At 36.2% G+C, this 18,046-nt stretch carries 22 protein-coding genes; 13 read left to right on the top strand and 9 right to left on the bottom strand.

Translation table 11 applies throughout. The annotated features are described in order from the left end of the window. Positions 1-162: 162 nt before the first annotated feature. From rplU to rsfS, 7 genes are read left to right on the top strand one after another with little or no spacing between them, the layout of a single operon-like run. Positions 163-471, top strand: a complete 309-nt coding sequence (gene rplU, locus G592_RS0106340; protein WP_028236391.1) for a 50S ribosomal protein L21 — start codon at positions 163-165, stop codon at positions 469-471. Positions 472-473: 2 nt separating this feature from the next. Next, entirely contained in the window at positions 474-800 is a 327-nt protein-coding gene (locus G592_RS0106335) for a ribosomal-processing cysteine protease Prp (RefSeq protein WP_028247081.1), read from the top strand. 3 nt (positions 801-803) lie between these two features. After that, on the top strand, positions 804-1,088 hold the full coding sequence (rpmA, locus tag G592_RS0106330) for a 50S ribosomal protein L27 (RefSeq protein ID WP_015549701.1): 285 nt from the start codon (positions 804-806) through the stop codon (positions 1,086-1,088). A gap of 59 nt (positions 1,089-1,147) precedes the next feature. Then, entirely contained in the window at positions 1,148-2,431 is a 1,284-nt protein-coding gene (gene obgE / locus G592_RS0106325; RefSeq protein ID WP_028247080.1) for a GTPase ObgE, read from the top strand. 13 nt (positions 2,432-2,444) lie between these two features. Then, a complete protein-coding gene (locus tag G592_RS0106320) occupies positions 2,445-2,732 on the top strand; it encodes a YhbY family RNA-binding protein (protein WP_028247079.1) in 288 nt (95 codons plus the stop codon). A 9-nt stretch (positions 2,733-2,741) separates the two neighbouring features. Beyond that, positions 2,742-3,935, top strand: coding sequence for a nicotinate (nicotinamide) nucleotide adenylyltransferase (nadD, locus tag G592_RS17820; protein ID WP_242830146.1), 1,194 nt, complete (start codon positions 2,742-2,744; stop codon positions 3,933-3,935). Positions 3,936-3,938: 3 nt separating this feature from the next. Further along, on the top strand, positions 3,939-4,286 hold the full coding sequence (rsfS, locus tag G592_RS0106310; RefSeq protein ID WP_028247078.1) for a ribosome silencing factor: 348 nt from the start codon (positions 3,939-3,941) through the stop codon (positions 4,284-4,286). Positions 4,287-4,318: 32 nt separating this feature from the next. On the opposite strand, the gene lexA is transcribed toward rsfS, so the two are convergent. Beyond that, positions 4,319-4,933 (bottom strand): transcriptional repressor LexA, encoded by a 615-nt coding sequence (gene lexA, locus G592_RS0106305; protein ID WP_028247077.1) that lies wholly within the window; start codon positions 4,931-4,933, stop codon positions 4,319-4,321. 178 nt (positions 4,934-5,111) lie between these two features. On the opposite strand from lexA, the gene G592_RS15810 reads away from it, so the two are divergent. The 4 genes from G592_RS15810 to G592_RS0106285 all read left to right on the top strand — a co-directional run bounded on the left by G592_RS15810 (position 5,112) and on the right by G592_RS0106285 (position 7,869). After that, a complete protein-coding gene (locus tag G592_RS15810) occupies positions 5,112-5,441 on the top strand; it encodes a LysM peptidoglycan-binding domain-containing protein (RefSeq protein ID WP_051194781.1) in 330 nt (109 codons plus the stop codon). A gap of 101 nt (positions 5,442-5,542) precedes the next feature. Further along, entirely contained in the window at positions 5,543-6,292 is a 750-nt protein-coding gene (locus G592_RS15805) for a lysophospholipid acyltransferase family protein (RefSeq protein WP_051194780.1), read from the top strand. 188 nt (positions 6,293-6,480) lie between these two features. Next, the gene (locus tag G592_RS0106290) at positions 6,481-6,945 is read left to right on the top strand and encodes a hypothetical protein (RefSeq protein WP_028247076.1); all 465 of its coding nucleotides are present in this window, start codon (positions 6,481-6,483) and stop codon (positions 6,943-6,945) included. Positions 6,946-7,122: 177 nt separating this feature from the next. Then, the gene (locus G592_RS0106285; RefSeq protein ID WP_036951849.1) at positions 7,123-7,869 is read left to right on the top strand and encodes a hypothetical protein; all 747 of its coding nucleotides are present in this window, start codon (positions 7,123-7,125) and stop codon (positions 7,867-7,869) included. 298 nt (positions 7,870-8,167) lie between these two features. Here the strand turns inward: G592_RS0106285 and G592_RS0106280 are convergent, their stop codons facing one another. After that, positions 8,168-8,731, bottom strand: a complete 564-nt coding sequence (locus G592_RS0106280) for an HD domain-containing protein (RefSeq protein WP_028247074.1) — start codon at positions 8,729-8,731, stop codon at positions 8,168-8,170. 176 nt (positions 8,732-8,907) lie between these two features. Here G592_RS0106280 and G592_RS0106275 point away from each other — a divergent pair, with 176 nt between their 5' ends. Further along, a complete protein-coding gene (locus G592_RS0106275) occupies positions 8,908-10,221 on the top strand; it encodes an IS30 family transposase (protein ID WP_028247073.1) in 1,314 nt (437 codons plus the stop codon). A 174-nt stretch (positions 10,222-10,395) separates the two neighbouring features. Here G592_RS0106275 and G592_RS0106270 read toward each other — a convergent pair whose 3' ends face one another. Next, positions 10,396-11,544 (bottom strand): acyltransferase family protein, encoded by a 1,149-nt coding sequence (locus G592_RS0106270; RefSeq protein ID WP_028247072.1) that lies wholly within the window; start codon positions 11,542-11,544, stop codon positions 10,396-10,398. A gap of 167 nt (positions 11,545-11,711) precedes the next feature. On the opposite strand from G592_RS0106270, the gene G592_RS0106265 reads away from it, so the two are divergent. After that, complete coding sequence (locus G592_RS0106265) at positions 11,712-12,773, top strand: tyrosine-type recombinase/integrase (protein ID WP_028247071.1); 1,062 nt, start codon at positions 11,712-11,714, stop codon at positions 12,771-12,773. Here the strand turns inward: G592_RS0106265 and G592_RS0106260 are convergent. The 6 genes from G592_RS0106260 to G592_RS0106235 form a co-directional block, all read right to left on the bottom strand. Further along, positions 12,770-13,684, bottom strand: a complete 915-nt coding sequence (locus G592_RS0106260) for an RluA family pseudouridine synthase (RefSeq protein WP_028247070.1) — start codon at positions 13,682-13,684, stop codon at positions 12,770-12,772. The genes G592_RS0106265 and G592_RS0106260 overlap by 4 nt on opposite strands. Position 13,685: 1 nt before the next feature. Beyond that, positions 13,686-14,207 (bottom strand): signal peptidase II, encoded by a 522-nt coding sequence (gene lspA / locus G592_RS0106255; protein WP_051194779.1) that lies wholly within the window; start codon positions 14,205-14,207, stop codon positions 13,686-13,688. Further along, positions 14,207-15,295: a 3-dehydroquinate synthase gene (gene aroB, locus G592_RS0106250; RefSeq protein WP_028247068.1), complete on the bottom strand. Its 1,089-nt coding sequence runs from the start codon at positions 15,293-15,295 to the stop codon at positions 14,207-14,209. Before aroB ends, lspA begins: the two co-directional genes overlap by 1 nt. Before the next feature lie 62 nt (positions 15,296-15,357). Beyond that, positions 15,358-15,870, bottom strand: a complete 513-nt coding sequence (locus G592_RS0106245) for a cell division protein SepF (RefSeq protein WP_028247067.1) — start codon at positions 15,868-15,870, stop codon at positions 15,358-15,360. A gap of 15 nt (positions 15,871-15,885) precedes the next feature. Beyond that, entirely contained in the window at positions 15,886-16,590 is a 705-nt protein-coding gene (locus tag G592_RS0106240) for a YggS family pyridoxal phosphate-dependent enzyme (RefSeq protein WP_028247066.1), read from the bottom strand. A 16-nt stretch (positions 16,591-16,606) separates the two neighbouring features. After that, on the bottom strand, positions 16,607-17,992 hold the full coding sequence (locus tag G592_RS0106235; RefSeq protein ID WP_028247065.1) for an HlyD family efflux transporter periplasmic adaptor subunit: 1,386 nt from the start codon (positions 17,990-17,992) through the stop codon (positions 16,607-16,609). Positions 17,993-18,046 lie beyond the last annotated feature (54 nt).

Below are 18,046 nucleotides of genomic sequence, written 5' to 3'. Positions count from 1 at the left end.
GCAATACATAAATTTTCTAAGTTTTATGAACAATTTAGATTGACGTAGTGATAATCCTGTGTTAATATACTTGAGTATGCCGCTCAGTGTGGTTTTTAAAGTGTGTTTCATTCCGAGACACCACCGAAACTGGCGAGTAATGATAAAAAGGAGGAACAAACCATGTACGCAATTATTGCAACAGGTGGTAAGCAGTACAAAGTCTCTGAAGGCGATATCATTACCATTGAAAAGCTCGGCGTTGAGGCTGGTGAGAAGGTTACTTTTGATCAGGTTCTTGCTGTTAGCGACAAGGATCTCAAGGTAGGCGACCCAACAGTTAAGGGTGCTACAGTAGAGGCTTCTGTTGTTAAGGAAGGCAGAGGTAAGAAGGTAATCGTTTACAAGTATAAGAGAAAAACAGGTTACCACAAGAAGAATGGCCACAGACAGGCTTTCACACAGGTTAAGATCGAAAAGATTAACGGCTAATTATGATTAGCGTAACAATTACCAGACATAATAATGAAATAGTTAATGTTTCACTTGAAGGTCACGCGGGATATGCTGATCACGGTCAGGATATTGTATGTGCGGCGGTATCGGTTCTTGTTATTAATACTTTTAACAGTATTGAACAGTTTACGGACGATGCATTTGCTAGTGAGGCTGCCGAGGATGGTGGTTATATGACCATGGCATTCCCGGAAGGTATTTCGGATAAATCAAAGCTTTTGCTTGATTCTATGATATTAGGTTTGGACGAAATTCAAAAACAATACGGTGATGAATATATTTCATTACAATACAAGGAGGTGTAAGACATGTTACAGATGAACCTTCAGTTCTTCGCTCATAAAAAGGGTGTAGGCTCTACAAAGAACGGTAGAGATTCAGAGTCTAAGAGATTAGGCGCTAAAAGAGCAGACGGTCAGTTCGTTAAGGCTGGCAATATTCTTTACAGACAGCGTGGTACAAAGATTCTTCCAGGCAACAATGTAGGTCTCGGTGGAGACGATACACTTTTTGCTTTAGTAGATGGAGTACTTCGTTTCGAAAGAAAAGGTAGAGACAAGAAGCAGGCTTCTGTCTATCCAGTAGAACAGTAATCATTTGACCCGACTAACATTATGTAAGTCGGGTCAATTTTAAATTTGAGGAGAAATCTATGTTTGCTGATAGAGCAAAAATTATTATAAAATCAGGTAAAGGTGGCGACGGTCACGTAAGCTTCCGCCGTGAGAAATATGTACCAAATGGTGGTCCAAATGGTGGTGACGGCGGTAATGGTGGCGACGTTATTTTTGAAGTTGATCCAGGTCTCAATACTTTGGTTGACTACCGTCACAGACGCAAATTCGCTGCAGGAGCAGGTGAAGAGGGTGGCAAGGACAATTGCCATGGTAAGAATGGTGAGGATCTCATCCTTAAGGTTCCTGAAGGCACAGTTATAAAGGATGCCGAGAGCGGCAGAGTTATTGCTGATATGTCAGGCGATAACAAGCGTCAGATTGTTCTTCCAGGTGGTAAGGGCGGTCTTGGTAATCAACATTTTGCAACATCTACTATGCAGGCTCCAAAGTATGCTAAGCCAGGTGTTGATGCCATCGAGCTTGAAGTTATCCTTGAGCTTAAAGTTATTGCTGATGTAGGTCTTGTTGGTTATCCAAACGTTGGTAAGTCAACATTCCTTTCTCGTGTAACTAACGCTCAGCCTAAAATTGGAAATTATCATTTTACAACACTTTCTCCAAACTTAGGTGTTGTTGATGTTGATGATATAAATGGATTCGTTATTGCTGATATTCCAGGTCTTATTGAGGGTGCTTCAGAAGGTATCGGTCTTGGACATGAGTTCCTTCGTCACATCGAACGCACAAAGGTCATTATCCATATGGTAGACGGTGCTTCTGTAGAAGGCCGTGATCCAGTTGAAGATATTAAGACTATCTCAGCAGAGCTTGAAGCATACGACCCAGAGCTTCTTAAGAAGCCACAGGTTATTGCTGCTAATAAGATGGATGTTATTGGCGAGGAATCTAACGAAGTTATCGAAGCTTTAAGAGCAGAATTCGAGCCAAAGGGAATCAAGGTTTATCCTATTTCTGCAGTTAGTGGAAAGGGCCTTAAGGAGCTTCTTTACGAGGTTGTAAGACTTCTTGATACATGCGATGACGAGCTTATCGTTTATGAGCAGGAATTTGACCCTACAATCCGTGCATTTAGCGAGGAACCATACACAGTTGAGATTAATGACGAAGGCGACTTTGTTGTTGAAGGTCCTCGTATCGAGAAAATGCTTGGTTATACTAACCTCGAATCTGAGAAGGGATTCTTATTCTTCCAGAATTTCCTTAAGGAGCAGGGCATCTTAAAGGAGCTTGAGGCTAAGGGTATCCAGGAAGGTGATACAGTTAGAATGTATGGCCTTGTATTTGATTATTACAAGTAATTAGGAGATTAAAATGACTAATAAACAGAGAGCATATTTATCATCTCTTGCAGCTGATATGAGCCCAATCCTTCAGATTGGTAAGGCTTCACTTACACCAGAGTACACAAACGCTGTTGATGAGGCACTTGAGGCAAGAGAGCTTATTAAAATTAACGTTTTAAAGAATTGCTTTGATGATCCAAAGGAAATCGCTCAGGTTCTTTCAGAGCGTACACATTCTGAGGTTGTCAGAGTTATTGGAAGAAAAATTATTCTTTATAGAGCAGCGAAGAAGCCTACTATTAAGCTTCCTCAGTAAGGAGACATCATGAGAATTGGTATTTATGGCGGGACATTCAATCCAATTCACAACACACATATAGAGATTGCTAAGGCTGCATTTGACCAGTTCAAGCTTGATAAAGTTTATCTTTTGGTTGCGGGCACACCACCACACAAGGATACTGCAGAGTCTATTGCTGATACCTGCAGACTTGATATGGTGCGCCTTGCTATCGAAAATATTGAAGGGCTTTTTATTGATGACAGAGAGATTTATCGCTCTGGAAAAAGCTATTCTTACATTACAATGACAGAGTTAAAGAATGAATATCCTGATGATGATTTATTCTTTATTATGGGTAGCGACAGTCTTATTAATTTTCAAAAATGGGTTAAGCCAGAAATCATTTCAAAAGCAGCTACTATTTTGGTAGCTCCTAGATTAGGAGATGATCTCGAAGAGCTTAACAACGCCATGAAAGAGTGCCGTGATATATTCGATGGAGATTTTGAGCTTATAGATTATGAGGCAAATGGAATCGCATCATCAAAGATTCGCGGTGAATTTTATAGCAATCCTGATGTTAGTGCTGATATGGCACCACAGGTCATTGACTATATAAAAGAACACAATCTTTACAGTCCTTATAATTATTCCTATGATGACGTTCTTAGATTATCTGAGGAAATGAAAAAGGCGCTTAAACCGGGCAGATATGTACACACTCTGGGAGTGGCCACTACAGCCCAGGCTTTAGCATTAAGATGGAATTATCCTGCATATACAGCCATGGTTGCTGGAATGCTTCACGATTGCGCTAAGTGCATCACTGATGAGGAAAGAATTTCTATCTGCAAGGAGAATGATTTACCTATCAGTGAGATTGAGGCCAAATATCCTCACCTTTTACATGGTAAGGTTGGCGCATATTTTTGTTCTTCAAAATACGATGTGTATGATCCACAGATTGCCCATGCAATCACTTATCATACGACAGGCTGTCCTAATATGAATTTGCTGGATAAGATTATTTTCGTGGCAGATTATATTGAGCCAGGCAGGGATAAGCAGCCTCGTCTTGATATTTTAAGAGCAACAGCTTATACAGATTTAGATAGATGTGTCTATATGATTTTAGAGGATTCTGTGGTTTATTTAAACAATAATCCAGATATGGTAGACCCTACTACAGTAGATACATACAATTACTATAAACAGTACATGAAAGAAAAGAGGTAGACAATGGACGCAAGAGAAATGGCAAAGATTGTATGCAAAGCCCTTGATGATAAGAAGGCTATTGACGTTAAGGCTATAGATATTTCAAATATCAGCATTATGGCTGATTACTTTATCGTTGCATCTGCTTCAAACCAGAGTCAGCTTAACGCTATGCAGGATGAGGTAGACAGACTTCTTTATGAGCAGGGAATCCATGCTAAGTCAATCGAAGGAAACAGACAGAGCACATGGGTACTTATGGATTATGAAGATGTTATTGTTCATCTTTTCTCAGAGGAAGACAGATTATTCTATGATCTTGAGAGAATCTGGAAAGATGGAATCTTAATTGACGCAAAAGATCTTTAAAATGAAAAGGACGACCGTTTGGTCGTCCTTTTTTAGAAGAATCGGAAAACTCCGAATACTTTTCCAAGAATAATACAATTATCTACGATAATAGGGTCCATAGTGTCGTTTTCAGGCTGAAGACGAATGTGACCATCTTCTTTGTAGAAAGTCTTTACTGTAGCGCTGTCATCAACGAGAGCCACAACCATATCACCGTTCTTAGCAGTTTCCTGCTGTTTAACTAAAATGGTATCGCCATCTAAGATACCTGCATTAATCATTGATTCTCCCTGAACTCTTAACATGAATGACTGCTGATTAGGCATGTGCTCTGCAGGAATAGGGAAGTACTCAGAAATATTCTGAATAGCTAACAGTGGCTGGCCAGCCGCAACCTTTCCAACAACAGGTACATTAACAACCTCACGACGAACCATATTAAAGCTATCATCGACAATCTCTATAGCACGAGGCTTTGATGGGTCACGCTTGATATATCCGTTCTTCTCAAGTGTCTCAAGGTGAGAGTGAACAGAAGAAGTGGATTTAAGATTACAAGCATCACAAAGCTCACGAACTGTAGGTGGATAGCCTTTATTTAAAATTTCAGATTTAATAACTTCGAGAATTTCACGCTGCTTCGCAGATATTTTTCCATATGCCATATGAAAATCTCCTTTCACTTTTAATCTATATTTAGAGTATCATACGGAACATAGTTTTGCAAACAAATTTTCCGAAATTTTGTTCGAAAAATTGTTGACAAACGGCTGTTCGTGTTTTATATTGTTTTCAGAACAGATGTTTTCGAACATATTTTTCTTTTTTTGTTGGAGGAGAATTATGAGAAGGTATACAAAAGCAGAGAGAATCGTTAGAAACAGAAAGATTATGTTAGCTATTGGGCTTATCATTTCATTTATATTTGCATTCATGTTATACAGCAATAGAGCAGTGGCAGAGAACAGCCGTCCTGTATACACATATTACACTAGCTACGAGATTCAGCCTGGTGATACACTTTGGACTATTGCAGATCAGTTTATGTCGCCAGAGGTTTCTGATAAAGAAGCTTTCATAGAAAATATTAAGGATATTAATCATATTGGCGGGGATAATATAACAGCTGGTAAATATATAGTGATTGAATATTCTTCTTATGAGGAATTATAAAAAGATTATTTATAAGAAGAGATTAGAAATATATTTTGTGCAATTAATCATCTTGTTATTTGCCTATAATACTGATAATCTATTTCTATATAGGAGTAGATATGCTTAGATTTTTAATTGCGATTATTACAAACTTAAAACGTGGTCCTTCGTTTATACGAACCATGCGAAAGATGACAAAACATCCTGAGAAATATTCAGAAAGAGATAAATACGCATATGCGTTAAAGATAGTTCGCTTTCTGATGAAAAGCGCCAGGATTTCCACTAACATTTACGGTGTAGAGAACCTTCCTAAGGAGGGGGGATACGTCATGTATCCAAATCACCAGGGTAAATATGATGTACTGGGTATTATGTTCGGTCATAGAGACCCCTGCACCTTTGTTATGGATAAAGCCAAGTCATATGGTTTTATGGTCCGGGAAATGGTAGATTTGCTTGGAGCAAAGCGTCTTAAGCTTGATGATGTTCGACAAAATATAGTCATCATGGATAAGATTACCAAGGAATTAAAAGAAGGCAAGAGATATATACTGTTTTCAGAAGGTGGATATGATAATAATGGAAATATAGTGCAGCGTTTTAAGCCAGGAAGCTTTAAATGCGCCATGAGAGCTAAGGTTCCTATTATTCCTGTCACACTTATTGATTCTTATATAGCATTTAACAGTATTAAGCCAGGACCTGTTAATACTAAAGTTATTTTTGGCAAACCGATTTTATACGAAGAGTACAAAGACTTAAAGACACACGAAGTGGCAGACTTAGTTCGAAGCACAATAATTGCCACAATGGAAGAATATGGAGTATTTGATAATAGGAATCAGTCACCTAATATTCTTACTTAATCTGTATTTACGGACAATAGAGTTTTCTTTATTACTTAATCTAATTTAGGATACATTTTAGTGATAATTCATAAAAAATTCACAATTATGCAAATAACGTTTAACAATTAAGCAATAGTTATACTTTATCAATTCCGCTATACTAGATACACTTGTGTTTTTAAATTAATAAAGGAATTGAGAGAATAATGAAGGCTAGAAATTTTATTACTTTAATTTGTGTATCTTTAATGATGCTTATTTTAATTGGATGCGGTACAGAAGATGTTACTAATATGTTTTCTTCTGAGGAGACAGGTTTCCGCACATTTGAATGGGGCGTTCCTGGTTATTTAGTTCGCAAGGAGGAGACGGCGCCTATTATGTTTGAAGGCGATGGTCGTCTTATGTACTGGGATAAATCATTTGGATATGATTCTAATATTACTTATTGCTTCACAGAAGATAATAAGTTGAATCATGGATATATCACTATTGAGTCAGACGAAGAAAAAGACGTTACTTTTAAAAATATTGCTTCAGAATTAGAAAGTCTTTATGGCGAGCCATACGAAATGACAGAAAATCACTACCGTTATTTGAGATCAGATAACACTACGATTTATCTATCAAAAGATGGTGTAGAAGTTGCAATATTATATTCCCAGAATTAAAAGTTTCAGAATAATTGAGGGGTTACTGCAGAAATGCGGTAACCTTTTTTATTTTGATTTTTTTTACACGGTTTTTGTCGACTAGTGAATAGAACCCCAAAAATGATAAATAGGCGTTGCCAGTTGAAATTTTTTCTGTTAGAATGGCGACTTTGTGAAAGGAAGGAAGTTATATTTATGAAAGGAATGAGTTCAAAAGACATTCGATCGGGCCGTCTGGCCTGTAGTATTATTTTAATTATTTCACTTTTATTAATTTTATTTTATCATTGCTACAACAGAAGTTATGCGATGCCAGTACAGGCAGCAGAAACAGAAGAAACAGCAGACACAGAGGAGACATTAACATTTGAGAACACAGCAATGCTTAGCGCACTTGCTGAATGCACTACAGTAACAATAACAATCGAAGAAGAATCTGCAGTATTGGCAGGTCCTAAAAAGCCTTTAGAGGAAGTTACAAAAACTGCATATGATATTCCTAGCAGCTTTGTTAGTCCGGTTACAGGAAAGACTGTAAGCTATAAAGGCGGCAAGACAATGGAGCGTTCAAACAAAATTACCTATGGTAAATGTGGTTATTTGAATAGTATAGCTACACCTGATTCGGACGGATTCATGAAGCTTGAAGACAGATACCTCATAGCAGTAGGAAGCAGGTTTAACACCTTGCCAGGACAGTATATTGATTTAATATTGCAAAATGGTGTAGTTATTAAATGTATTATGGGAGATGCCAAAGCCGATATAGATACAGATTCTACAAACATCTTCACATATAGATCAAGATGCTGTAGTGAATTTATTATAGACGAAAAAACAATTCGTAAAGATATTTACGAACGAGGAAATGCATCACTTAAATATCCAACATGGGATTCACCAGTTGTTAAGATGGTTGTATATGATGCATATTACAGTTAAATTTTAGAAAAACCACCCTGAAGAGGGTGGTTTTATTCTATATCAATCTATCGGATAAATATCTGTTTTACCGATAGATATATGCAAATTATTCCTATTTAAAGGATAGCCTTTTTATTTTTGAAGTAAGTAACTTTTTTTAGTAAATGCAAATTTCTTGAAGTTAATGCAAGTTTCTACAGGTAAAAGCAATACTTATAGTACTGTTGCATTTAGTACTAGAAATAATAGGTAAAATTAAAGGAGCTAAACCAGCTCCTTATAATATGTTTATTTAGTTAGACAAATTGGAAGTTGCTTAACTCCCCGATTCTATCTTTTTCATAGTGTCTTCTAAAATGACTTCTCGTAATTCTGTAAGCCAAGAGGAAAACGCTACTGTATCGAATGCGTAGGTCTTGTTGAGTTCAAACTCATTTTCAGACCAAGTATCAAGTGGCGATTCATTATGCTGAATCAAGGCTTCTAGTTTATCTAGTGCTTTATAAAGTTTAGCTTCCTTAGTTTCTTGCGCATCCATTTCTTTATAAAGTGCCGCTATGTCTTCAGATAATTCTGCAGGAAGCGTTTTTACCCACTGATTTAATAATGAATCTTCAACTTCTCTATCAGAGTCAGTCTTTACAAAAGTTGGAATATCGCCTGTAAAGCACTCGCCAAGATCATGTATAAGGCACATATCAACTACCTTATTTATATCTAAATCTTTGAATTCATGTCTTAATAAAAAGGCCATAAGCGAAATTCGCCAGCTATGTTCAGCCACACTTTCTGTCCTACGTTTTGTTGTTGTACAGTGCCTTGGCGTATCTTTTAGCCTTTCCGCAACATGCAATATTTCCAAGTACTCTCTAGCATCCATAGTATCCTCCCATTCGTTGTATCTGCCCTACAAATTGCGATTTATTAATGTCTTTATTTTAGTTGATTTAACAGCCTAAAGAAAGCTTTAATTACCATATTTTCAATATTTGTTCATTAGAATTATACTAATACTGTTCTGCAAATCGATTACCTATAGAATTTGGAGGTAATCACATGAATAATAAACATCTTACATTTGAAGAACGTTCTATAATTGAAGATCTACTAAATAAGGGAGAAAAAATCCACAAGATTGCCCAAAAGCTTGGCAGGCCTGACTCTTCTATCGTTCGTGAAGTACAAAGAAACCGATATGTTTGTCATACTGCCACTAAAGAGAAATGCGAGTTTCAGTTTGGTGCCGGTGCATGTACAGTCATAAATCTATGCCAAAGTGGTAAATGCAGACATATGTCTTGTAGCGGTTGCGATGACTACTGTAACAGCGATAAATGCCCTGAATATAAGCCATACATTTGCCCTAAGCTACTAAAATCTCCATATGTATGCAATGGCTGCAGTGAAAATCCTTGCCGTATAAGCGCATTTTCTGCTAAATACAAGTATCAAGCCAGACGAGCTCAGATTGTATATGAAGATAAGCTTAAAGAGTCTAGAGGCGGAATAACACTTTCTGCAGAAGAAATGGAACAACTTGATAACTTAGTATCTCCTCTTCTTCTAAAAGGCCAATCTATAAGGACTATTTATGCAAATCATAAGGATGAAATCCCTTGTTCAGCTAGTACACTCTATGAATACGTAGACCGCTGCTATCTTACCGCTAGAAACATAGATATGCCAAGAAAAGTCCGATTTAAGCCTCGTTATAGCCACGGAAATCGACCAAAGAGCTTCCAGGACTTTGTATTCAAGAGAACCTACAATGATTTTCAAAAATTCATTGAGGATAAACCTGATTTAAACATTTGGGAATTAGATACTGTGATAGGAGTCATAGGCGGCTACAGCTTCATGACAATGCTACATCGTAAATCAGGATTTATGATTATATGTCTTCTGAAAGAACACAATCAAATGGCCGTAATTGAAGCTATAAATGACATATGCGATAAGCTTGGAATTGAGCTGTTTCAAAAGCTCTTTCAGGTCATTTTAGCTGACCGTGGAACAGAATTTGGTAATCCGTATGCTATTGAATGCGATAGAAATGGAGAAATCAAAACGAAGTTGTTTTACTGCGATCCTTATTGCTCATGGCAAAAAGGGATGCTCGAAAGAAATCATGAGTTTATTAGACAGGTTCTGTCGAAAGGGAAAAGCTTTAATGACCTTTCCCAATCTGACATTCATCTTTTGATGAACCACATCAACAATTATCCCCGTGAAAGCTTAAATAATGTATCCCCATACGAATTAGCTAAGCTTCTTCTAGGTGATGAATTTTTGAAGGCTTTAAATGCTGTCAAAATTGAGCGTGATGACGTTGTTTTAAAGCCTTGGTTGTTGCGTAAACCTGAGTATTAATAAAAATTAATTCGAGTAAAGTATAACACAATTATCGGTTTGCAGAACTTAATGCAATATATGGATTCTACCTAGGCATTTAGCATTAAGTTCTGGAAAGCTTGTGTTAAAGGCCTTTTTGGCATGCTTAAATATTGAAAAATAAGGCTCTTAGATACTATTTTTCCGTTCCTGTCAACTAAAAAAGGCTACCACATTTTTTGCAGTAACCTTTGTAAAATCATGGTATATAGGATTTTTTGCATTTACCTCTGGAAGTGACGTTATTTTTGAAGTATACAATGCTATAGCTACTGTTATTGTAAAACATATTGCAAGTGCATAGGCATTTCCAAAGAAACCGAAACTCTCCCAGCCATTTATACCTGAATATATTTTAATTATAACCTGATGAATTATATAACATTCAAAAGATATGTCTCCAAGGAATACCAATGGTTTTGCTCTCAGTATTACGGAAATCTTTCCATATCCCAACATAAAAACAAAAATTAAAAGAATATCAAATAATATTCCCAGTGCGATTGGTAATGGAGCCATCTCACCTGGAATAAATACTATCACTAACCATATTAATAAAACTATTGTTTCTATAGCAGTAAACTTATTTACCTGAAGTGACCACTTTGGATAATTGTTCTTTACTATCAAAATGATTTGACCTAATGCAAGACCAATTATATGAAAACCAAGGCAAAAAACAGGTGTTTGAAAGAAATATGCTCCAGCTCCAAATGGAATAATAAATTGCAATGATGATAAAACAATTAAGTATATAAATGCCAAACAAATTATTCCTAACATACGTAAAATAGGCTTTTTCTGATTTCTTTTTGATTTAGCCCAATTAGTAAATGGAATATTTACAATACTTAGCCAAATCATAGAAGCTAAATACCATCCTACAGTATTGCATACAAATGGCATGAATAACCATGTTTGGAGCATTAGAGATGATATAATAAAGGAGCCAATCATGAATATAAACATTTTTACATTATGAGTTGTTACGTACTCTTGCCCTCCTTCGTATAGGAATGTAACAAGATTTGTTAAGAAATACAAAGGATATATCTTTATAATTTTTCTTATTACATATTCAATTATATTTTTCTTTGTAGGGGCTAAATCTTTTGATTCAAGTGAATAAGAACTTACAACACCTGTAAGAAGGAAAAAGAAAAACAATCCCGTCTGAGCGCCAACGTTTGATGGTAAGAATTTTATCTGCCAAACTTTTGCATGCCATAAAAAAATCATCCCAAAACAGATAAATCTAAAAAACTGTATCTGATCAGCTTTTTTCAAATTAATATTATTCATTATTATTCAAGTATTCCTTTCTAGTCTCTAAGCAAAATTTTATCAAATTATAGACTATCTAATCAAGTAAGTACTACGTAAAAATGCACTTTTTTCACCTAATGACAATATCCCCAAAAACTTCTATAATTAGAATGAAGTTATTGAAATAAAACGGAGAATTATTTATGGGAAAAGACTCATCTTTCTATAAAGATAAAAATAAAAATTTAAAACTTAAATTGCGTGAGCTTGAGGATCAGCTTCCAAAACCTGCATTAGATTATGTCCACTCAAAGGAGCAAAATGCTCAGACCAGCACACTTATTTCATATTGCTACGATTTGCTTACCTTCTTTAGGTTTTTATCTGACTCTAATCCTATAGTTGGAAATGATTTAAAGAAAATTGATTATGATATTCTAAATAAAATTACACCAGATGATATTGAGGAATATAAACGTTACCTAGAGCTCAATACTGTGGGCGAACAACACGAAAACGGTAAAAAGGCTATAGCACGTAAATTATCGCCACTGCGAGGCATGTATAAGTATCTGATGGTCCGTGAATATGTTAAATCAGATCCAACACAGCTTGTAGAGCTTCCTAAGATAAAAAAAGATAAAAATATCGTTCGTATGAACAATTATGAAGTTCAGGCCATTTTAGAGGCCATAGACAACGGAAATGCCTTTACATCTGAAAGACAAAGAAAATATAATCAAAAGACCCGAGGCCGTGATTTAGCCATTTTAACCCTAATGTTAAATACTGGAATTCGTGTCAGCGAATGCAACGGACTTGATTTAAATGATGTTGATTTTAATGTCAACTCATTAACTATTGTCCGTAAAGGTGGCGGACAGGATATAATCTATTTCAATGATGAAGTTTCTCAGGTTTTACAGGATTATGTTAATGGAGAACGTGAATATATTAATCCAGTTGAAGGCCAGGAGACTGCACTCTTCTACTCCTTACAGGGTAGGAGAATAAGCGTGGATGCAATAGAAAATCTTGTTAAGAAATACGCTAAAATGGTAGTTCCTAACAAGAAAATCACACCTCATAAGCTTCGTAGCACCTACGGTACTGCCCTCTATCGCGAAACAGGCGATATTCGTCTTGTTGCTGACGTTCTTGGCCATGAGAATATTAATACTACTATCGATTATTACGCAGCCATTGAGGACGAACACAAGCGTCTGGCACGTAATGCTGTAGATTTTAGCAGAAAAGATAACTAAGTCATTTTACGATATTTAGCCAGTAAATCTTCAAAGTATGCTGGTAATGGAGCATTTACCTCCACGTATTCACCTGTGCTTGGCTGTACAAAGCCTAAGGTCTGTGCGTGGAGTGTTTGTCCCTCCAGGCCTTTTACAGGCTTTCCATATACGTCGTCTCCCACTAATGGATGGTCAATATGAGCCATATGAACACGTATCTGGTGAGTACGGCCAGTCTCCAATTTAAACTGGACATATGAATAGCCCTTAAATTGCTCTAAAACGGTGAAATGAGTGATTGCCTCTCTTCCATTGTTTACAACAGCCATTTTCTTCCTGTCTTTAGGATTTCGGCCTATAGGAGCATTTATGGTTCCGGTCTCTTCTTTAAAGTTTCCTACAACAATACCCTTATAAATTCTATTAACTGAATGTACTTTTATCTGAGCTGCAATATCATTGTGAGCTTTATCATTTTTGCAAACCAGTAAAGAGCCAGTTGTATTCATATCGATTCGATGAACTATTCCAGGTCTGATCTCGCCGTTAATTCCAGATAAAGAATCCTTGCAATGATACATAAGAGCATTTACAAGTGTACCGGAATAATGGCCAGGAGCTGGATGTACAACCATGCCCTTTGGCTTGTTTACTACGATAACATCAGAATCTTCGTATAAGATTTCTATTGGAATATCTTCTGGAAGAATATCGATTTCCTTTACAGGCTCGATGCTGACAATTATTTCATCCCCCAGCTTTGTCTGATATTTAGACTTAACCTGTTTTCCGTTCACTAAAACAAAGCCATTATCAATTGCTTTTTGATAATAGCTTCGTGATTTTTCAGGGAGATTTTCCGCAAGATATTTGTCTATACGAATATTCTCTTCAGATGGTTCTTCAATTATGATTGTGATTTCATCCATATTATTTAAATAATAAGCGCTGCTTAATCTCCTCTAAATCTTCATCCTTATAATAGAACAAAATAACAAGAAATAAAGCTATGACGCTACATGTGACATAAATATCAGCTACGTTAAATACAGGGAAGTTAATCAGTGAAAAATAAATAAAATCAACTACGTAATTGTTTGTTACACGGTCGATATAATTGCCGATAGCTCCTGCAATAACAAATATAATTATATAGTTTAAAAGTGTATACTTCTTGTTCTGTGGCAATCTAATAAGGACATAAGTAAGTAAAATCAAAAGAATAGGTGTTATGATGCCAAATAACAGCTGTTTACCTTCTAAAAGGGAAAAGGCAGCTCCTGTATTCTCAAGATAATGTAACTGTAAGACGCCTGGAATCAGGATAATATCATCTTTGTTCATTAAATGCTGTACAGCAAGGTACTTTGTAACCTGATCAAGAACAATAAATATTAAAATCAAAGCAAAACTGTAAATAATTGATGTACTTTTTTTAACCTTGTAAAACATTAATCTAACACCTGATCTATTGCCTCGAGCAAATCTTCATCTGTGAAATCAAGATATGATGCTGCTTCGCCAATAGCCTTTAATATTGTAAATTTGATTTTTTTGCCAGTCATTTTCTTATCTGATTTTGAAGCTTCTAAAATATCTGCTGCTGTAAGTCCTGAAACGCTGACTGGCATATTATACAGTTTCAGGCAGTCGATAATATCATTGTACTCAGACTCTGTAATATAGCCAAGCTTCATAGAAAGATAGCTGGCACAAACCATACCAACACCTACACATTGACCATGGCCTAATGAGAAGTTGCAAAGCTTTTCAATGGCGTGGCCTAATGTGTGACCGAAATTAAGATAAGCTCTGATTCCTTTTTCTGTAGGATCTATCTCCACTACATAACGTTTAATATCGCAGTTCTTTTGAACCATGTATGCAAGAGCCTCGTATTCTCTGGCCATAACTTTGTCTTTGTTATCCTTTAACCACTGATAAAAATCTTTATCAGAAATGAGTCCGTGCTTAATGACTTCGCCCATACCACAGGCAAAATTATCTGCATCCAAAGTCTTTAATGTGCCAATGTTCATGTAAACCATTTTAGGCATCTTAAAGGCACCAACCATATTCTTATATTGGTTAAAATCTACACCTGTTTTTCCACCTACAGAGCTGTCTACCTGAGATAATAATGTGGTAGGAACCTGAATAAAATCGATACCTCTTAAGAATGTAGCTGCAGCAAAACCTGTTAAATCACCTACTACTCCACCGCCTAAAGCAACAAGTAAGGAGCTGCGGGTGAACTTTTTCATTATAAGATGTTCGTAAAGGAGACTGACTGTATCGAGGTTTTTAGAAGCCTCGCCGGCATCAAAGCTGAAAGAACAAACATTATCACATAAGCCCTTAAATATCTGTACAACCTCAGCTAAATATAAACCAGCAACGTTTGAATCAGAAACAACACAAATATTGTCGTATTGTTTGTTTAAGTCTGATTTAAAAACAGTAGCAAGGTCTGTAAAATCTGGGCGAAAATGAATATTGTAGCAAGGTTTGTTCTCGTATTTAACATTTAAGCATTCCATAAAATTCTAGTCTCCTTCTTTTGGTATAAAAAAAGCACCAGATATGTTCTGGTGCTTAAAATTTAAAATCCTGTCTGAATCCCTGTAAAGTCAAAGGCATCAACGATTCCTGCTAAATCACCAGATAGCTCAACTCCTGCAGGTGTAATAATGAAGATATAATCTTCAATACGCTGTAAATTACCATCTATAGCGTAGCAGGTTCCGCATGTGAAATCTATAATACGCTGTGCAACTCCTAAATCTAATCCCTTCATGTTTAGAAGAACTGTTCGCTCAGCTAAAAGTGTCTCAGAAATCTCACGGGCATCTTCGAAAGAAGATGGCTTAATAACACAAACTTCCATAACAGCTCCTTTCCCTTTGTTTCTCATTGGTGTAATCTTTGGCGCTGGTTTAGAAGCTCTAGTCTCCTTGTCAGAAGGCTTGTTCAAAACTGGACGCTTTTCCTCTTCATCTTTTTTTGAAAACTTATTGAAGAAAGAATCTTTTTCCTCTTCTTCGTAAAGTTCTTCGTCCTCATAATCATCGTAGTCATCACTAAGATGCATTGCATCAAGCATTCTTTCAAACATAACATTACTCCTATTTTAGATATTGTAATTTCTCTCTCCAAAAATGGCTGTACCCACGCGAACATGAGTAGCACCCTCCTCTATGGCAACTTCAAAATCATTGGTCATTCCCATAGATAAAATTCTCATATCTACATTATCGATGTTTTTACTAGCAATGTCAACCGATAAATCCTTTATTTTGTGAAAAATTGCTCTATTTTCTTCTGGAACCACAACATTTGGTGCTATTGTCATTAATCCCATAATGTGAACAGCATCAAGGTGTGAAATCTCTTCACAAAGCTGTGCAGCCTCTTCTAATTTAACGCCAAACTTTGTAGCTTCGTTAGCTGCATTAACCTCGATAAGAATAGGGACTACTACGCCCTTCTTCTTGGCCTGAATGTTAATCTCCTCTGCAAGTCTGTAGCTGTCTACAGAATGGATAAGCTTAACCTGATCTACAATGTACTTAACCTTATTTCTCTGAAGATGTCCAATGAGATGCCAGTCAATGTCATTAGGCATTTCAGGAATCTTACCAGTAAGCTCCTGAACCTTATTCTCACCAAAGCTTCTGATTCCGCAATCATAGATTACCTGTAAATCTTCTACAGGCTTAGTCTTGCTGACAGCTATAAGTGTAACCTCATCTCGATTTCTGCCTGCTCTTGCACACGCATCCGCAATGCGCTTCTCTACATTAGTTAAATTCTCTTTTAATTCATCTGCTCTCATTACACACCTCTATTTCTTAATTTATGATTGAATTTTCTTCAACCTCATCACCCTGTAACACTATGTGATCATACATTGATATACCATAATTGGTTCCAGTCTTGATTATTGAGTAATCATTATTCTGATACAGAATCTCAATCTGTTTGAATACAGCATATCCTTTGTTTACGTTATATACGCCATTTAATTTGTCCATATCGGAACCTACCACGTAAGTCTCATTCGAATTAGGCTTACAGAGGGTATCTCCTCTGGATAGGACCTCATTATCCACGTAATAATAATCATCAGACTCATAGTAGATAGTTGGACTGACGTATTCGCTGGAGTCAGAAGTCTTTCTAAGGAATCCTGCTTCATCGTCATTGCTTCCTCTCATCTCATAAGACTTAGGAATGGTGTAGAAGGATTTCTGTACAATGGATGAATTAGGAATCTTAAGGCCTGAAATATTATTGTTTATCAGCTTAATATGAACATATCTGCTTTCTGCATATCTGTCCATGGAATCGTCTAAAGAAAGAATCAAATAATATTTACCTGCTTTTTCGCTAAATGACAAAGCAGTCCATGTCTCGTTTTCATCCTCTAAAAATTTAATTTTGATATAAGATTCACCCTGCAAAGAATCATATAAGTCTTTATCTACCTCGCAGATAAGATTCCAGTGATCTGAGGTAATCAATTTGTAAACAGGCTGTCCTGCTACAATAGATTCCTGAGACTTAAGATTTGTAGCTGCATATTTTGACATATCGAAAGAATCAGATATAAAGGAATCTACAGTCAAATTCTCAAGACCATCAATAGAATAAACTATCAGACCAGGCTGAGGGCTTGAATATATATTAAAAGTACCGCTGGCAATAGCTGATTGAACAGAATCATTCATGGCTTCCATGGCTGATACAGTGTAAAGCTGCTGTACCTGTGATTCCAATTCATTTTTAAATGAATATAGCTTATTAAATGCGATATTTGAATAATCGAATGAATATGTTGAAATGCTGTTTTGAAGCTTTAGATAATCATCTTCATCAAGGCTTACATCTATGCTCTGAGATGAACTTTTCAATGAGGATAGGATTTCTCCAGATAAATCTAATGCATATACCTGTGACTTAGAGCCTACTTTAGTATAATTTTCAGCTAAATATAAAATATCACCATTAGAGTCGGCGTTTATTATCTGCTCCTGACGGATTGCCAAAGCATTGTATTCCAGATTTGAAGAAATAGAACCCTGAGATACTTCATAAACTGTAATATTGGCTTCGGTAATGTATGTTAGCAAATGGAATAACATATAAATAAACATTACACCGATTGTGATGAATCCAATAGATATATGATATTGTTTAGGATATTTAATTATTTTCTCATCCTTCTTTTTACGCATGTAAATACAAAATACTCCTGAAACATTTTAAAAGGGCACGTCTCCGTGCCCCAT

Source organism: Pseudobutyrivibrio ruminis CF1b, assembly GCF_000424005.1.
GTDB lineage: Bacteria > Bacillota > Clostridia > Lachnospirales > Lachnospiraceae > Pseudobutyrivibrio > Pseudobutyrivibrio ruminis_C.
This window is presented reverse-complemented; position numbering and strand designations above follow the sequence as displayed.

Excerpts from the sequence above, each read along its gene's own strand:
- rplU (WP_028236391.1), top strand. The coding sequence starts at position 163 with ATGTACGCAATTATTGCAACAGGTGGTAAGCAGTACAAAGTCTCTGAA.
- G592_RS0106335 (WP_028247081.1), top strand. The coding sequence starts at position 474 with ATGATTAGCGTAACAATTACCAGACATAATAATGAAATAGTTAATGTT.
- rpmA (WP_015549701.1), top strand. The coding sequence starts at position 804 with ATGTTACAGATGAACCTTCAGTTCTTCGCTCATAAAAAGGGTGTAGGC.
- obgE (WP_028247080.1), top strand. The coding sequence starts at position 1,148 with ATGTTTGCTGATAGAGCAAAAATTATTATAAAATCAGGTAAAGGTGGC.
- G592_RS0106320 (WP_028247079.1), top strand. The coding sequence starts at position 2,445 with ATGACTAATAAACAGAGAGCATATTTATCATCTCTTGCAGCTGATATG.
- nadD (WP_242830146.1), top strand. The coding sequence starts at position 2,742 with ATGAGAATTGGTATTTATGGCGGGACATTCAATCCAATTCACAACACA.
- rsfS (WP_028247078.1), top strand. The coding sequence starts at position 3,939 with ATGGACGCAAGAGAAATGGCAAAGATTGTATGCAAAGCCCTTGATGAT.
- lexA (WP_028247077.1), bottom strand. The coding sequence starts at position 4,933 with ATGGCATATGGAAAAATATCTGCGAAGCAGCGTGAAATTCTCGAAGTT.
- G592_RS15810 (WP_051194781.1), top strand. The coding sequence starts at position 5,112 with ATGAGAAGGTATACAAAAGCAGAGAGAATCGTTAGAAACAGAAAGATT.
- G592_RS15805 (WP_051194780.1), top strand. The coding sequence starts at position 5,543 with ATGCTTAGATTTTTAATTGCGATTATTACAAACTTAAAACGTGGTCCT.
- G592_RS0106290 (WP_028247076.1), top strand. The coding sequence starts at position 6,481 with ATGAAGGCTAGAAATTTTATTACTTTAATTTGTGTATCTTTAATGATG.
- G592_RS0106285 (WP_036951849.1), top strand. The coding sequence starts at position 7,123 with ATGAAAGGAATGAGTTCAAAAGACATTCGATCGGGCCGTCTGGCCTGT.
- G592_RS0106280 (WP_028247074.1), bottom strand. The coding sequence starts at position 8,731 with ATGGATGCTAGAGAGTACTTGGAAATATTGCATGTTGCGGAAAGGCTA.
- G592_RS0106275 (WP_028247073.1), top strand. The coding sequence starts at position 8,908 with ATGAATAATAAACATCTTACATTTGAAGAACGTTCTATAATTGAAGAT.
- G592_RS0106270 (WP_028247072.1), bottom strand. The coding sequence starts at position 11,544 with ATGAATAATATTAATTTGAAAAAAGCTGATCAGATACAGTTTTTTAGA.
- G592_RS0106265 (WP_028247071.1), top strand. The coding sequence starts at position 11,712 with ATGGGAAAAGACTCATCTTTCTATAAAGATAAAAATAAAAATTTAAAA.
- G592_RS0106260 (WP_028247070.1), bottom strand. The coding sequence starts at position 13,684 with ATGGATGAAATCACAATCATAATTGAAGAACCATCTGAAGAGAATATT.
- lspA (WP_051194779.1), bottom strand. The coding sequence starts at position 14,207 with ATGTTTTACAAGGTTAAAAAAAGTACATCAATTATTTACAGTTTTGCT.
- aroB (WP_028247068.1), bottom strand. The coding sequence starts at position 15,295 with ATGGAATGCTTAAATGTTAAATACGAGAACAAACCTTGCTACAATATT.
- G592_RS0106245 (WP_028247067.1), bottom strand. The coding sequence starts at position 15,870 with ATGTTTGAAAGAATGCTTGATGCAATGCATCTTAGTGATGACTACGAT.
- G592_RS0106240 (WP_028247066.1), bottom strand. The coding sequence starts at position 16,590 with ATGAGAGCAGATGAATTAAAAGAGAATTTAACTAATGTAGAGAAGCGC.
- G592_RS0106235 (WP_028247065.1), bottom strand. The coding sequence starts at position 17,992 with ATGCGTAAAAAGAAGGATGAGAAAATAATTAAATATCCTAAACAATAT.